The following is a 14,148-nucleotide window of genomic DNA, read 5'->3' on the forward strand; positions in this document are numbered from 1 at the left end:
TTAAAATCAGTACCCCAACAACTTCAACATACTCTCGCTGGTTTGCTGGCCTGCGAAAAGTTTAGTTGTTATCTCGCCATCTTCGTTGCGATCGATGAGTACGTGTTGTGGTGCAGGCACGAGGCAGTGCTGTATACCTCCGTAGCCGCCAAGCGATTCCTGGTAAGCCCCGGTATGGAAGAAGCCTATATACAGCGGCTCATCATCGTTAATCATCGGCAGGAACACTTCACCGGTGTGTGCTTCGGAGTTATAGTAATCCATACTATCGCAAGTCAGTCCGCCCATATTCACTTTATGGTATGGATCGTCCCACTTGTTGATCGCCAGCAGTACATACTTCTGGTTCAAGCCCCATGCATCCGGTAAGTGTGTAATGAATGATCCATCGATCATATACCACAGCTCTTTATCGTTCTGCAGTTTCTGGTCGATTACATTATAGAGCACGGCTCCGCTCTCTCCTACAGTATAGCTACCGAACTCGGTAAAGATATTCGGAACAGGAACGTTGTTCTTATCGCAGATCCATTTGATGTTCTCCACGATCTGCTCAATCATATATTTATAATCGTACTGGAACGTGAGCGATGTTTTAATCGGAAAGCCTCCACCGATATCAATAGAATCCAGTGTCGGGCAAATCTTTTTGAGGTCGCAATATTTAAAAACAAAGCGGCTCAGTTCACTCCAATAATAAGCCGTGTCTTTTATACCGGTATTGATGAAGAAGTGTAACATCTTGAGCGATGCCTTGCTACTCTTCTCAATGTTCTCACGATAGAAAGGAATGATGTCGCTATAGCGGATGCCTAGACGCGAAGTATAGAACTCAAATTTAGGTTCTTCATCGGCCGCTACACGAATACCTACGCGGTATGGATTCTTCACATTCTTCTCGTACTCCTCGAACTCGCCCATCTCATCCAGGATCGGCACACAGTTATGGAAACCATCGTTGAGAAGTTCCGATATATATTTTGTATACAACGGCATTTTAAAGCCATTACAAAGTATATATGTATCTTTTGTTACTTTTCCTTTTTCATAAAGGGAACGCACAATCGGAATATCAAATGCAGACGATGTCTCAACGTGTACATCTTCATTCTTCAATGCTTCTTCCAGCACGAAGGAAAAGTGCGATGACTTGGTACAGTAACAATACGTATACTTACCGTTGTATTTGAATTTAGTCAGTGCGTTGTTGAAGATGGCCTGTACCGATCGGATATTTTCGCTGATGCGCGGAAGATATGTTAGTTTGAGAGGCGTGCCGTACTGTTTGATGATATCCATCAGGGGTACATCATTAAACAACAGTTCATGGTCGCGGACCTTAAATTCTTTCTGAGGAAACTCAAAGGTTTGTTCAATCAGCTCGCGGTAGCTCTTCATTTATACCGTTATCGGTTAATAGTTAGTCGTTTTTTTGAAATGCCTGTTAAACGCGTGATCGTTAACATAAATGAGTTAATGCCATGTGAACAATTTTTAATTTACCACACCAAACCCGGCACACACCATTTACAAGTAACGGTTAACGATTATCGTCCTCTAACAAAGGGTGCAATATTGGGATAATTTTGCCATCTTTGCAATAACTCATACAGAACGCATGGTTAATCATTTTCCCTGTTCGTTTTTCGCGATCGCGCTTGCCAAGGCGCCCGGTTTGCCCGATTTCTAAAGGCATCCTGAAGGGGATTTTGTTATATTTTTTCTGGTTAACCATTAATTCATAAAACTTTAATACTATTTGTCGTGAAAGAGCTAAAGATCATAGAAGTGAAGTCCGAAATCGGTGCCGGAACCCGCGGTGCCAGCTTAGGGGTAGAAGCGATGAAGATCGCCAGCTTAGACCTGAATTCCGATTTTTTCAAACAATACGAATCCGTTGAAGTTGAGAATGTAAACGAGCTGCTATTCGATGGTGCCAAGCATTCTTACGCGAAGTTCATTGATGGTGTGATGATCATGGAAGAGCGTGTTTGCCTGGAAGTATATGAAACCATCTTCGATGAGTTCTTCCCGCTCATCATGGCGGGCGATCACAGCACTTCTTACGGAACTATATCCGGTATAAAGAAAGCACATCCGAAAGCACGCCTTGGTGTTATCTGGATTGACGCGCATGCCGACATCCACACTCCGTTTACTACACCTTCGGGAAATATGCACGGTATGGCACTCGCCATGGCGTGTGGTATTGATAACCTGGAATGCAAAGTGAACGACCCGCGCGGTGAGACACTGGAGTATTGGGAGCAACTTAAAAGTGTAGGTATGCCAGGACCCAAGATATATCCGGAGGACATTGTATATATAGCGGTTCGTGACCTGGAGAAGCCTGAGAATTATCTTCTTAACAAATACAACATCAATTTTATTGAGACAGAAGATGTGAAGAAACTCGGACCTGCCGTGATTGCAAAAAAAGCATTGGAGATGCTCGATCATTGCGACATGATCTATGTCTCATTTGATGTTGATAGTATCGACAGTCGTGTATCTACCGGAACCGGAACTCCCGTACCCAACGGACTTACGGTTGAAGAAGCTAAAATTCTGAACTCCGAACTCGGCAAAGATCCGAAAGTTTGCGCGTGGGAAATTGTAGAAGTAAATCCGACACTTGATACGGAAAACAGAATGGCCGAAAGTGCCTTCGAAATTCTGGAAGCAACCGCGAAGTCTATTGTAAACAGACCGGTTCTGGCGGAGTAGACTACTTAATATTTCAAAAATTATAGATAAAGCTGTTGCATACAAGTGACAGCTTTATTTTTTTCCCTCCAGCAAAGCAATATACTCCTTGATCGTAGTCATAATATTACTGCGGATAATCGGGTCTGTCAGAAACTTGGGAATGCCAATGGGTTTGGATGAAATTATATAGGTAGCTTTTACTTTTCCTGGAGCGATCTGCTCGAGTTTCCAACTGCCGGAAAGCTCCATGCGTGTTACACCTTTTCGAACCGGGGCAATTCCATCATCTACTTTGGATTTAAACGTAAGGGTTATAACACCCGGGCCAGACGCAGCCATAGTATATACCAGCAAATGATCCTGATCGCTTACCGGCCAGGGTATATCATGATAGGAATATTCAAGCCAGGTAGTAGTGTCGCGTTGTTTATATACTTTGAACTCGCTCACGTGGTCCTGCCATTGCATAATTTTTTCCTCGTTCTGAATCAGGTGCAGCCCTGCGTAAATCGTGTTTCGAAAATAAAACTCGCCTTTAACCTCGCGCGCTTTTACCGGAGGGTCGGTGTTGGGAAGGGTGATCCAACGCTCATAAACCGAGATCGTTCCATCTTTTTTTACAAGTTCAAACTCTTCTTTCGACTGCGCCTCTGCGTTTCCATATACAAAACCAACAAACAAGCAAAACAGGATTCTCATACGTGAGCACATCATAGCTTTATAAAGTCGGCACAAAATACTGCCAGGTTGCATTCTATCATAACGATAAGTTTACACGCTTCTATAAAAAAGTCAGCGAACTTCTGCGATTTTCTTAATTTCGCCCCTGAATTCGAATTAAAAACAGTCATGAGCCAAAACAGACCGATTTCCTCTTTCATCGAGAAACATTATCTGCACTTCAACGCGGCTGCGTTGGTAGATGCCGCAAAAGGTTATAAGAAGCATCTTGCCGAAGGCAAAAAAATGATGGTGACGCTAGCCGGTGCAATGAGTACAGGTGAACTCGGCATCAGCTTCGCAGAAATGATCCGTCAGGATAAAGTGCAAATTATTTCCTGTACCGGTGCTAACCTGGAAGAAGACATCATGAACCTGGTAGCGCACTCGCACTACAGACGAATTCCGAACTACCGCGATCTTACCCCGGAGCAAGAGTGGGACTTGTTAGAGAACCACCTGAACCGTGTAACCGATACATGTATACCGGAAGAAGAAGCTTTCAGAAGATTACAGAAGCATTTATACCAGGTATGGAAGGATGCTGAGGACAAAGGCGAGCGCCTCTTCCCGCATGAATTCATGTTCCGCTTATTGAACAGCGGTGACCTGAAACAATACTACGAGATCGATCCTAAAAATTCATGGATGATCGCAGCGGCAGAAAGAAATTTACCAATGGTTGTTCCTGGATGGGAAGACTCTACCATGGGTAACATCTTTGCTTCTTACTGTGTAACCGGTGAACTGAAAGCATCTACGATGAAGTCTGGTATAGAGTATATGGTTTGGTTGGCTGAGTGGTATACCAAGAATTCCGGCACAGAAGGTATAGGGTTCTTCCAGATTGGTGGTGGTATAGCGGGCGATTTCCCGATATGCGTTGTACCGATGCTGCACCAGGATCTTGAACGCGACAACGTTCCATACTGGAGCTACTTCTGCCAGATCAGCGATTCTACTACTAGCTACGGTTCATACTCCGGAGCCGTACCGAACGAAAAAATTACCTGGGGAAAACTCAGCATTGAAACTCCGAAATATATCATCGAATCAGATGCTACCATTGTGGCTCCGCTGATCTTTGCATATATACTCGAGTGGTAAAATAAAAAGCTAAAAAATTAAAGTATATAGTAGCAAGGCACAAGACTACTCCGTCTTACGTCTTGCTACTTTTGTCTTACGTCTACTATGAATCTCGATCTTTTACTTCAGTCTGAAATACAGAAAGCGGTTACAGCCGTATTCAACCAAACTGTGGAGAACCTGCAGCTACAGGCCACCAACGCAGAGTTTGAAGGAACGCATACACTGGTATGTTTCCCGTTAACCAAGCTATCGCGAAAAGGTCCTGAAGAAACTGCGCGCATGGTTGGCGAATATCTCCTGGCAAATTCGGGTGTTATCAGCAAGTATAATGTTGTAAAAGGATTTCTGAATCTCTCGCTGCACGACAGTATATGGGTGGAAGCACTGCATGCTATAGCTTCTGATCCGAACTACGGACAGATACCCTACAACGGACAAGAGATCATGATCGAGTATTCATCTCCGAATACCAACAAGCCACTGCACTTAGGACACTTACGGAATAACTTCCTGGGATATAGTGTAAGCGAAATCTACAAAGCGAACGGCTATAACGTACACAAGGTACAGATCATTAACGATCGCGGTATACACATCTGCAAATCCATGGCCGCTTGGAAACTCTTTGGGAATGGAGAGACACCTCAAAGCAGTGGTACAAAAGGTGATCACCTGGTGGGTAAGTATTATGTGATCTTTGATAAGACTTACAAGGTACAGATCAGTGAACTCATCGCGCAGGGTCTTACTGAAGATGAAGCCGGAAAGCAAGCACCGATTATGGTGTTAGCATCCGAGATGCTGCGCAAGTGGGAACAAAAAGATACCGAAACAGTTGAACTCTGGAAGATGATGAACAGCTGGGTATACGAAGGGTTTGATGCTACCTATAAACGCATGGGCGTTGATTTTGAAAAATTATACTTTGAATCAGACACGTACCTCCTCGGTAAAGAGTTGGTGATGCAGGGATTAGAGAAAGGTATATTCTTCAAGAAAGAAGATGGCTCCGTATGGGTCGATCTTACATCTGACGGACTCGATCAGAAAGTATTACTCCGCGCGGATGGCACTTCCGTATATATGACGCAGGACATCGGCACAGCTATATTACGCTTTACAGATTTTCCTAAAATATCCGGACAAGTATATACTGTTGGTAACGAACAGGAGTATCACTTCAAAGTGTTGTTCCTCATTCTGAATAAACTTGGATACGAGTGGGCGAAGCGTTGTTTCCACTTGTCGTATGGTATGGTTGATCTTCCTACCGGCAAAATGAAATCACGCGAAGGCACCGTAGTGGATGCTGACGATCTGATGCAGGAGATGCACGATGAAGCTGAAAAGCAAACCCGTGAACTCGGCAAGCTTGAAGGCGTAAGCGAAGCGGATGCACAGGCATTATTCGAAATGATAGGTCTTGGCGCATTGAAATTCTTCCTGCTGAAAGTCGATCCGAAGAAACGTATGTTGTTCGATCCGAATGAGTCTATTCAATTACAAGGCTTCACCGGGCCGTTCATTCAATATACCCATGCGCGTATCAAAGCTATCGTGCGTAAAGCGGAGAGTCTGCGCATACACGTTAATCCGCAAGACCTGAGAGCCGTAACGACACTCGAACCAGCAGAGCGCGATGCCCTATACCTGATAAGCTCCTTCGAAAATAAAATCAGGGAGGCTGCTAAAGATTACTCACCGGCAATTATAGCAAACTATGCATTTGAGTTGGCGAAAGCCTACAACCAATTCTATCAAAGCATTCCGATCTTCAGTGAAGAGAATACATCCAAACTGAAATTCAGAGTAGCATTATCGTATACCGTAGCGCGCATCATCAAGCGCTCCATGAAACTCCTCGGCATCGAAGTACCCGAGCGGATGTAAACTTCGAATTGAAAGATTAGAAAATTGCAACATTGAAAAAATTAGAAGATTGAAAGATTACGGATACTTAATAATTTTTCAATCTTCTTAATCTTATAATCTTCCAATCTCAAAATCTTCTTAATCTTATAATTTTTCAATCGCTCTACACGTAGCTGAGCCAGGTATAGCTGTGCGTGCTCTTGTAGCGGTTGTACCATTTGCAGACAGGGTAAAGCGCCACAACAACACTGATCCAGGCTATATATACTATGCCCAGTGAATAGCCCCAGCCTGTCGGGATGCCTCCGAAGGCGTTGCCAAAATGAAAATCAACTTCTGATAGCGACTTGTCATTTATGATCATGTAGGAAATCAATGATATCGTATGGATCAAATAGAAATGCAGTACATAATAAAACAATGGTACTCTGCCAAAGACCAATGCCGGCTTCAGGAAATTAAGTTCTTTGCCTTCCATCCACGACAGGATGATCAACACAGGTCCTAACGTCATCAATGTATATAATAACGAAGGCGGATACTTGGTGCAGTTTATAAAACTAAGAATAGTAAAAACTATATTTTTCTGTGTACTCCACAGAGCCGGGTCGCCATATATATTTATAAAACGTAGTACGATGAACAGCAGAACGGCTATTATACCGGCTGTAAGTAATTGCTTTCTTCTTTGCGTAGCATCATACTCACGGGTATACCATTTGCCTATAGCATAGCCGGCAAGCATAATACCCAGCCATGGAATTAACGGATAAAATGCCAATACCAGGTGGTTGGCATCAAGTGGTATAGCGCCTGTTTGTCGCAGGATTGCCCATATAGTATAACCGCTATCCGTTGGATCCAGCGGATGTGCATCAAACGCGTTGTGTCCAAGTATAAAGATCAATCCAAGTATACCAATGACCATTTCCGGCAGAAAGACTAATGCCGACAGCACGATCATTGAAGTACCAATTACCCAGATCACCTGCATGATGACAAAGTCATAGTATAGATTGAACAGTATACCGAAACGCACAATCGTAAATTCAAGTATCACAAGCCAGAGCCCGCGCGTTAGCAGGAACATGGAAAGCTCTTTCTTACTCTTGCGTTGCAGACTGATCCGCGCGGCTGTGCCCGAGAGAAATACAAAAGTTGGTGCACAGAAATGTGTGATCCAGCGCGTAAAAAATAATATCGGGTTTGTCTTGGTAAGATCGGTAGGCTGAAACACGTTGGCATCGGCATGAAAAAAATCACGCGTGTGATCGAGCGCCATGATGATCATTATAATACCTCGCACAAGGTCGATGGAAGATATTCGGGGTTTCTCGACCAAAACTCCGTTTACCGTAGCAGTAGCAGTCATAGGGGTATGGGTTAGCTATTCTTATACGCACTGCCAAGATACGGGTTCGTATCTGCTACTCTGCTGAACGGAACAAATAAGTTTACAAGCTATAGCATGAAAATAAAAAAGCTACCCGTAACAGGTAGCTTTCGGCTGACAGAATATGAACATGTAACCCCTTTACGCCACTTTCGCCAGCTCAACGTTCATCTGGAGCTTAACATCCTCTCCTACTACCATACCACCTGCTTCTGTTAAAGCATTCCATGTCAGACCAAAATCCTTACGATTAACTTTACCATTCAGTTCGAAACCTGCCTTTGTATTTCCCCAAGGATCTTTCACTACACCACCAAAGTCTACATCCAGTGAAACTGTTTTCTTAACACCACGGATCGTCAGATCACCATTCAGTTTATAATCACCACCATTCTTTACCAGTTTACCGGCAAAAGATATAGTAGGGTGTTGTGATGCCGAGAAGAAATCATCGCTCTTCAGGTGACCATCGCGATCTGCCTGATTTGTATCAATGCTATCAACATCAATATTAAGTGTAACAGCTGCGTTGTTGAAGTCTTCGCTTTCGCTGGACACTTCACCCGAGAATTTTTTAAATGATCCGGTTACGGTTGAAATCACCAGGTGTTTCACCTTGAATTGTACTTCGCTATGCGTTGTATCAATAGCCCATTTTGTTGTTGCCATGTTATTTTCGGTTTGTATTATTTGTAATTGATGATACAAATCTACAGCACGCACCGGTCTGCACGGGTTGAACTAGGTTAAGAAAGAAGGGAAAGTATCTTGAACTAGGTTAAGAAATAGTTGCAGGCTGCCAGCTTCCAGCTGCTAGATGTGTGAAGTGTGGGACTGGGCGTGTTTGGTGACGGGTAAATATATACTTGCCTGAGTTGACAACCATTAACAGTTAACGATTAACGAATAATCTCACCTGTTCTCCATCAACCTCCTCCGGATCTTGCTGAGGAACTCGGGTGTGATGCCCAGATAGGATGCTATATATTTCAACGGTACGTATTGTTCGAGGGATGGATATTTTTCGCGAAAGGATATATAGCGTTCATCGGCTGCGGCTGCGTGGCCTTGTATGATGCGATGCAGGTGCGTAACGAGTGCGTTCTGGTATAATATGCGGAAGTATCGCTCCATCTGTGGATACTTGTTCAATAATTCTTCCTGACTATTCTTTGGTAATAATAAGACTTCAGAGTCTGCAAGCGCGCGTGTGCTATAGATGGAGGGAACACCTTTAGTGATGCTGTGTAAATCGCCTGTCCACCAGCCAGCGGTTGCAAATTGAGCAACGTGATCAAAGGCATCTCTATCGGTAAAGTACGTCATCAGGCAACCTGACTGTACATAAATAAAGTATCGTGTAATCTCACCGCTATGCTCTACAAACTCTCCCTGTTTCACGCGCAGTGGTACAAAAACAGATTCAATGTATTTTTCTTCCTCCTCGTTCAGGTTAACCGTTTTCTTGATGTTCGTAATAAAAGATGAGGTATTCATACTCCGTAAAAATACACCGATAACCGTAAATCGCGATTAAAATACAAAACATTCAATCGTTTTGTCCGTGTAAGGAAGTAAGCTTTTTGAAAGCGTAAAAATTTTCGTCACCGTGTATTTTTCGTTCTAATTTCAAGAAGGTCCCTGAGGAGCATGAGAATTCTAAGAGTCGGGCAAGTTCTGCCATCTTTCACAGCACTTTTAATCTTTGTTTTATCCGTCGGTTTGCTGCACACGCAGGCACAACAACCGAAAACTGATAGTTTAAAAGCAATCCTGCTACATGCTCCTGCCGATACTACGCGTGTTAATTTACTGATCGACCTCGCGCGTGAGTTATACCGTGCCGGTTCGTTTCAACCTTCTTTACAAAAAGCCAAAGAAGCAAGACTGCTGGCCGAGCAACTTGATTTTACAAAAGGGGTGGGTAGTGCATGGCTCGTGTCGGGGTATGCCTATATACGCAAGAGTGAATACGATAGTGCGCTATTGGAATTTAGTCACGCGAAACAAATTTTTGAAACAATCGGGTACACCGTTGGTCTTGCACGCACGCATAACTTTATCGGCCAGGCATACGAGTTGCAATCTGATTACGATGAAGCGCTTCGAAATTATACTATATCGGTCGATCTTTTCAAAACTACTTCTGAGCAGGAAGGACTAGCATCCGTACTCAACAGCATGGGTATAAATTACTACTATCGCGGCAGTTACGAAATTGCACTGGACTATTATTTCCAATCGCTCAAGATCAGCGAAGCCATTCACAGCGACCGGCTTATTGGCTCTACGCTTAACAACATTGGCGTAGTATACCAGCAACTCGAACAACCGAACGAAGCCTTGCATTATTACAAGCGCTACCTCGAGCACATGCAACGCTCCAAAAACAAAGCCACCATTGCATTTGCCAACACCAATGTAGGCGGTATACTTACTGTATTAAAGCGCTATACCGAAGCCCAGGAGTATCTCGATAAAGCATTACTGGTTCAGCAAGAAATTAACGAACGCAGAGGTCTCGTATTTACACTTTGCTTTCTGGGAGATATATACCGTGCCCAGAACAAAACTGCGCAAGCAGAGAAGAACTATATGCGTGCACTTCAGATCGCCAATGAAATTCAGGACCAGGAGCTCACCATAAATCCTACCAGTGGACTGAGTCAGCTATATATAGCGCAGCATCGTTTTAACGAAGCTGAAAGTTACCTGGCTCAATGGAAGGATGTTACCGACAAGCTCGGAACAAAAGGCTGGCTCGAAAAAAATTACCTGGTTCGTTCAAGACTGGACTCTGCACGCGGTAACTATAAAGATGCGTATGTATCGTATAAGCGCTATGCGTTTTTAAAAGACAGTTTATTCGATCAACGCAAAAGTCAGCAGGTAGCGGTTGTTCGTGGACTCTACGAGGCCGAGAAAAAAGACAAAGAGATACAGCGCCTGAACGATGCTAAAAAACTGGATGAACTTCGACATACCAACGACAGAAAATTACTCATCACCGCTATAGGTATATTTATGCTGGTAGTAAGCGGCATGCTCTACTGGCTGCGACATAAAACAAAAACCAGTACGCTGCTCATGCTTCAGAAGGAAGAGATCTCCAAGGCCAACGAAGAGATGCAGGCGTTACTGGAAAAGATTGAACAACAAAACCAGATACTCGCTGCTAAAAATGAAAGTCTCGAAGATCTGCATCTTGAAAAAGATGGTATGATCGGGGTAGTGGCACACGACCTGCGCAGTCCGTTAAGCAAAGTGGTTGGACTTGCCAGCGTTATCGAACTTACCGGTCCGTTGAACGATGAGCAGAAAGATTTACTCGGCCGCATGCGTGGCGTATGCGATGATGGCAACGCGTTGATACGCGATTTGATGGAGATCAACAAAATTGAAGATCCGAACCAGGAAGTACGCGTAGAAGAAATTGATGTGCGTAATTTTATTGAAGAGGCTATCAGCAACTATAGCGTTCCGTTAAAACAGAAACAGCTTACGTTGAAATGCAACTATGAGATTGAACCGGAGGCATATCTTACCATGGACCCGGTTTGCCTTGTGCGTATACTCGACAACCTCTTAACGAATTCCATCAAGTTCTCTCCCATCGGCAAGAGTATATTTATAACCGTAACATCTGATACCAAAAATTTTACAATCGCCATACAGGATCAGGGTCCAGGCTTTCATCCGAATGATCTTCCGCATCTGTTCAAAAAATTCAAAAAGCTTTCCGCACGCCCTACTGCGGGTGAAGGCTCTACCGGCTTAGGACTGTCCATTGTAAAGGCACTGGTAACAAAATCGCGAGGCGAAATTTCAGTAGAGAGTGAATGGGGAAAAGGCGCTACCTTTACACTTCGGTTTCCCATTGTAGCTACCAATACAGTGGATGCTTAATTTTGTACATGGATTTACAGCGTTTCAGAAATAGTGCGCAGCAGCGAAGCAGTGAGAACAAAAAGTTTTTGCAGGGTATAAAGAAAAAAGATCCGCGCAAAGTGGACGATGTATTTCATACCACCCACGAAGAAGTTTTTGAAGAGATTGATTGCCTTACCTGCGCCAATTGCTGCAAGACCACGAGTCCTATTTTTTACCAGACCGATATTGAGCGTGTAGCAAAGTCGTTGCGCATGAAGCCGGGAGACTTTGTTGAGAAATATCTGCGCATTGACGAAGACAAGGATTACGTGTTGAAATCATCGCCCTGTCCTTTTCTGGATGCCGACAATTACTGCCTGGTATATGAAGACCGCCCGAAGGCTTGTCGTGAATATCCGCATACGGATCGCAAAAAGATGGTGCAGATCATGGAGCTCACCTTCAAGAATACATTGGTTTGTCCGGCTGTTTTGGAAATAGTTGAACGCCTGAAGAAAATTTTCTAAGAGTATATTTCGTTTTAGCATCTGACGTCTTTTAGATACTTTCGGTGCGCAAAACAAACAACATCATGAAGAGGATTTTCTTTTTACTGCTTAGCCTCGCAGTAGTTTCGGTTTCGTATGGCCAGCTTAGGCTCCCCAGTTTATTTGACGACCACATGGTATTGCAGCAGCAATCACCTACGCCTATATGGGGATGGGCTCATCCCTCGCAAGAGATCACTATTAAAGTTAGCTGGGATACAACCACCATTCGTACCAAAGCTGATAACACCACTTACTGGAGCACAACGTTATATACTCCGCCTGCCGGTGGTCCCTATACCATAACGATCAGTAACGCGTGGGGAGAAAAGCGGATTATACAGGATGTGATGATTGGTGAGGTATGGCTTTGCTCCGGACAATCGAATATGGAGTGGGGTATGGAAACATCGGGCGATGGTAAACAAGTTCTGCCACAGGTGAACGATCCGAACATACGCCTCTTTCAAATCCATAAATCAGCCGCGTCTTTTCCCCAAGTGCATGGCGAAGGACAATGGAAAGTATGCAACGCAGAAACTGCACGTTACTTCAGCGCGGTTGCCTATTTCTTTGGCAAGAAACTGAACCAGGACCTGAATGTACCGATCGGTTTGATCAACGCCAGCTGGGGCGGCACACCGGCTGAGACATGGGTACCCGAAGGCCGTATACTCGCCGACCCAGCGTTAAAAGCTTCTGCAGCCAAACAGATTGACGATCGTCCATGGTGCCCGTCCAATCCCGGAGTAGTATATAATTCCATGATTCACCCCATCATTCCGTTTCGTATAGCCGGTGCGTTATGGTATCAGGGTGAAAGCAACACGTCAGCCCCGGAGACCTATAAACACCTGATGGAAACATTGGTGGGTGAATGGCGTAGAGTTTTCCTGAATGAGTTCCCATTTTACTATGTGCAGATTGCTCCTTATACCGAATATGGTGGCGATAGCGGTGTGCTGATTCGCGAACAGCAGGTTGAGATGTTGCAGATACCGAAGTCGGGTATGGTGGTAATTTCCGACCTGGTGGACAACGTAAAAGATATACACCCGCAGTATAAAAAACCTGTAGGCGAACGCCTGGCTAACGTAGCGCTGGCAGATACCTATGGCAAGAAAGGTATAGCATACCAAAGTCCTATATACAAATCGCACAAAGTTGAAAAAGGGAAGATTCGCATTACGTTCGATCACGCAACGGGCGGGTTGATGGCCAAAGGCAAAGAACTTACCGAGTTCCAGATTGCCGGAGCTGACCGGAAATTCTATCCTGCCAAAGCAACGATAGAAGGCAGTACCGTAGTTGTATCGGCAAAAGAAGTTAAGGTTCCTGTAGCGGTTCGCTTTGGGTGGAGCAATGCGTCTATGCCTAATTTGTTCAGCAAAGAAGGACTTCCTGTGCCAAGCTTCCGCACCGATAAATAATAACTATACTATATACCGGAAGAAATTTGCTTTCGGTATATATACTATACTTTCTCCAAAAAAAATGCCAGTGCGACATGACATCTCACTGGCATTTGTATATATAGTACTGTATATAATTAAGCTACCTGAGCAGCAAGTTTCTGCGCCAATACAGATTTAGGTACAGCACCAACTTGTTTGTCAACGATCTGTCCTCCTTTAAATACCAGCAGTGTAGGGATGCTGCGAACACCGAAACGTGCCGTAACATTGGGATTTTCGTCAACATTCAGCTTGCCGATAACAGCTTTGCCGTCATAATCGCCAGCGAGTTCTTCCACAACCGGACCGATCATTTTACAAGGGCCACACCACTCTGCCCAGAAATCTACCAGGACAGGCTTATCGGAGTTGATGATCGAATCGAAATTAGCATCTGTGAGTTCAATTGCTTTTCCCATTTTAGTTTATAAAGTTTAAATTTTTAATTCTTTTATTACCGTGGTTAATAGCCAAACGCAAAGGTAATCTT

12 protein-coding genes are annotated in these 14,148 nt (G+C 44.1%); 6 read left to right on the forward strand and 6 right to left on the reverse strand.

The genetic code is table 11. The annotated features are described in order from the left end of the window. Nucleotides 1-6: 6 nt before the first annotated feature. Nucleotides 7-1,398, reverse strand: a complete 1,392-nt coding sequence (locus tag ACFQ21_RS07185) for an arginine decarboxylase (protein WP_377576890.1) — start codon at nucleotides 1,396-1,398, stop codon at nucleotides 7-9. Nucleotides 1,399-1,764: 366 nt separating this feature from the next. On the opposite strand from ACFQ21_RS07185, the gene ACFQ21_RS07190 reads away from it, so the two are divergent. Beyond that, nucleotides 1,765-2,727 carry an arginase gene (locus ACFQ21_RS07190; protein WP_377576892.1) on the forward strand — a complete coding sequence of 321 codons (963 nt, stop codon included), beginning with the start codon at nucleotides 1,765-1,767 and terminating at the stop codon, nucleotides 2,725-2,727. 54 nt (nucleotides 2,728-2,781) lie between these two features. Here ACFQ21_RS07190 and ACFQ21_RS07195 read toward each other — a convergent pair whose 3' ends face one another. Next, nucleotides 2,782-3,408, reverse strand: coding sequence for a hypothetical protein (locus tag ACFQ21_RS07195; RefSeq protein WP_377576895.1), 627 nt, complete (start codon nucleotides 3,406-3,408; stop codon nucleotides 2,782-2,784). A 150-nt stretch (nucleotides 3,409-3,558) separates the two neighbouring features. On the opposite strand from ACFQ21_RS07195, the gene ACFQ21_RS07200 reads away from it, so the two are divergent. Further along, nucleotides 3,559-4,536, forward strand: a complete 978-nt coding sequence (locus ACFQ21_RS07200; protein WP_377576898.1) for a deoxyhypusine synthase family protein — start codon at nucleotides 3,559-3,561, stop codon at nucleotides 4,534-4,536. Between the two features lie 87 nt (nucleotides 4,537-4,623). Continuing rightward, nucleotides 4,624-6,411: an arginine--tRNA ligase gene (gene argS, locus ACFQ21_RS07205; protein ID WP_377576901.1), complete on the forward strand. Its 1,788-nt coding sequence runs from the start codon at nucleotides 4,624-4,626 to the stop codon at nucleotides 6,409-6,411. Nucleotides 6,412-6,556: 145 nt separating this feature from the next. Here argS and ACFQ21_RS07210 read toward each other — a convergent pair whose 3' ends face one another. The 3 genes from ACFQ21_RS07210 to ACFQ21_RS07220 all read right to left on the reverse strand — a co-directional run bounded on the left by ACFQ21_RS07210 (nucleotide 6,557) and on the right by ACFQ21_RS07220 (nucleotide 9,283). After that, nucleotides 6,557-7,765 (reverse strand): DUF1624 domain-containing protein, encoded by a 1,209-nt coding sequence (locus tag ACFQ21_RS07210; protein ID WP_377576904.1) that lies wholly within the window; start codon nucleotides 7,763-7,765, stop codon nucleotides 6,557-6,559. A 162-nt stretch (nucleotides 7,766-7,927) separates the two neighbouring features. Beyond that, entirely contained in the window at nucleotides 7,928-8,455 is a 528-nt protein-coding gene (locus ACFQ21_RS07215; protein ID WP_377576906.1) for a YceI family protein, read from the reverse strand. A gap of 243 nt (nucleotides 8,456-8,698) precedes the next feature. Next, on the reverse strand, nucleotides 8,699-9,283 hold the full coding sequence (locus ACFQ21_RS07220) for a Crp/Fnr family transcriptional regulator (RefSeq protein ID WP_377576909.1): 585 nt from the start codon (nucleotides 9,281-9,283) through the stop codon (nucleotides 8,699-8,701). 225 nt (nucleotides 9,284-9,508) lie between these two features. On the opposite strand from ACFQ21_RS07220, the gene ACFQ21_RS07225 reads away from it, so the two are divergent. The 3 genes from ACFQ21_RS07225 to ACFQ21_RS07235 all read left to right on the forward strand — a co-directional run bounded on the left by ACFQ21_RS07225 (nucleotide 9,509) and on the right by ACFQ21_RS07235 (nucleotide 13,634). Next, complete coding sequence (locus ACFQ21_RS07225) at nucleotides 9,509-11,692, forward strand: tetratricopeptide repeat-containing sensor histidine kinase (RefSeq protein WP_377576912.1); 2,184 nt, start codon at nucleotides 9,509-9,511, stop codon at nucleotides 11,690-11,692. Between the two features lie 8 nt (nucleotides 11,693-11,700). After that, nucleotides 11,701-12,183, forward strand: coding sequence for a YkgJ family cysteine cluster protein (locus ACFQ21_RS07230; RefSeq protein WP_377576915.1), 483 nt, complete (start codon nucleotides 11,701-11,703; stop codon nucleotides 12,181-12,183). Nucleotides 12,184-12,248: 65 nt separating this feature from the next. Beyond that, nucleotides 12,249-13,634 (forward strand): sialate O-acetylesterase, encoded by a 1,386-nt coding sequence (locus ACFQ21_RS07235; protein WP_377576918.1) that lies wholly within the window; start codon nucleotides 12,249-12,251, stop codon nucleotides 13,632-13,634. Nucleotides 13,635-13,753: 119 nt separating this feature from the next. Here the strand turns inward: ACFQ21_RS07235 and trxA are convergent, their stop codons facing one another. Continuing rightward, nucleotides 13,754-14,077 (reverse strand): thioredoxin, encoded by a 324-nt coding sequence (gene trxA / locus ACFQ21_RS07240; RefSeq protein WP_377576921.1) that lies wholly within the window; start codon nucleotides 14,075-14,077, stop codon nucleotides 13,754-13,756. Nucleotides 14,078-14,148 lie beyond the last annotated feature (71 nt).

The sequence above is a fragment of the Ohtaekwangia kribbensis genome, from assembly GCF_042676245.1.
Classification (GTDB): domain Bacteria; phylum Bacteroidota; class Bacteroidia; order Cytophagales; family Cyclobacteriaceae; genus Ohtaekwangia; species Ohtaekwangia kribbensis.

Bases quoted from the DNA above. Each gene is read 5' to 3' on its own strand.
- ACFQ21_RS07185 (WP_377576890.1), bottom strand. From the start codon at position 1,398: ATGAAGAGCTACCGCGAGCTGATTGAACAAACCTTTGAGTTTCCTCAG.
- ACFQ21_RS07195 (WP_377576895.1), bottom strand. From the start codon at position 3,408: ATGAGAATCCTGTTTTGCTTGTTTGTTGGTTTTGTATATGGAAACGCA.
- ACFQ21_RS07200 (WP_377576898.1), top strand. From the start codon at position 3,559: ATGAGCCAAAACAGACCGATTTCCTCTTTCATCGAGAAACATTATCTG.
- argS (WP_377576901.1), top strand. From the start codon at position 4,624: ATGAATCTCGATCTTTTACTTCAGTCTGAAATACAGAAAGCGGTTACA.
- ACFQ21_RS07210 (WP_377576904.1), bottom strand. From the start codon at position 7,765: ATGACTGCTACTGCTACGGTAAACGGAGTTTTGGTCGAGAAACCCCGA.
- ACFQ21_RS07215 (WP_377576906.1), bottom strand. From the start codon at position 8,455: ATGGCAACAACAAAATGGGCTATTGATACAACGCATAGCGAAGTACAA.
- ACFQ21_RS07220 (WP_377576909.1), bottom strand. From the start codon at position 9,283: ATGAATACCTCATCTTTTATTACGAACATCAAGAAAACGGTTAACCTG.
- ACFQ21_RS07230 (WP_377576915.1), top strand. From the start codon at position 11,701: ATGGATTTACAGCGTTTCAGAAATAGTGCGCAGCAGCGAAGCAGTGAG.
- ACFQ21_RS07235 (WP_377576918.1), top strand. From the start codon at position 12,249: ATGAAGAGGATTTTCTTTTTACTGCTTAGCCTCGCAGTAGTTTCGGTT.
- trxA (WP_377576921.1), bottom strand. From the start codon at position 14,077: ATGGGAAAAGCAATTGAACTCACAGATGCTAATTTCGATTCGATCATC.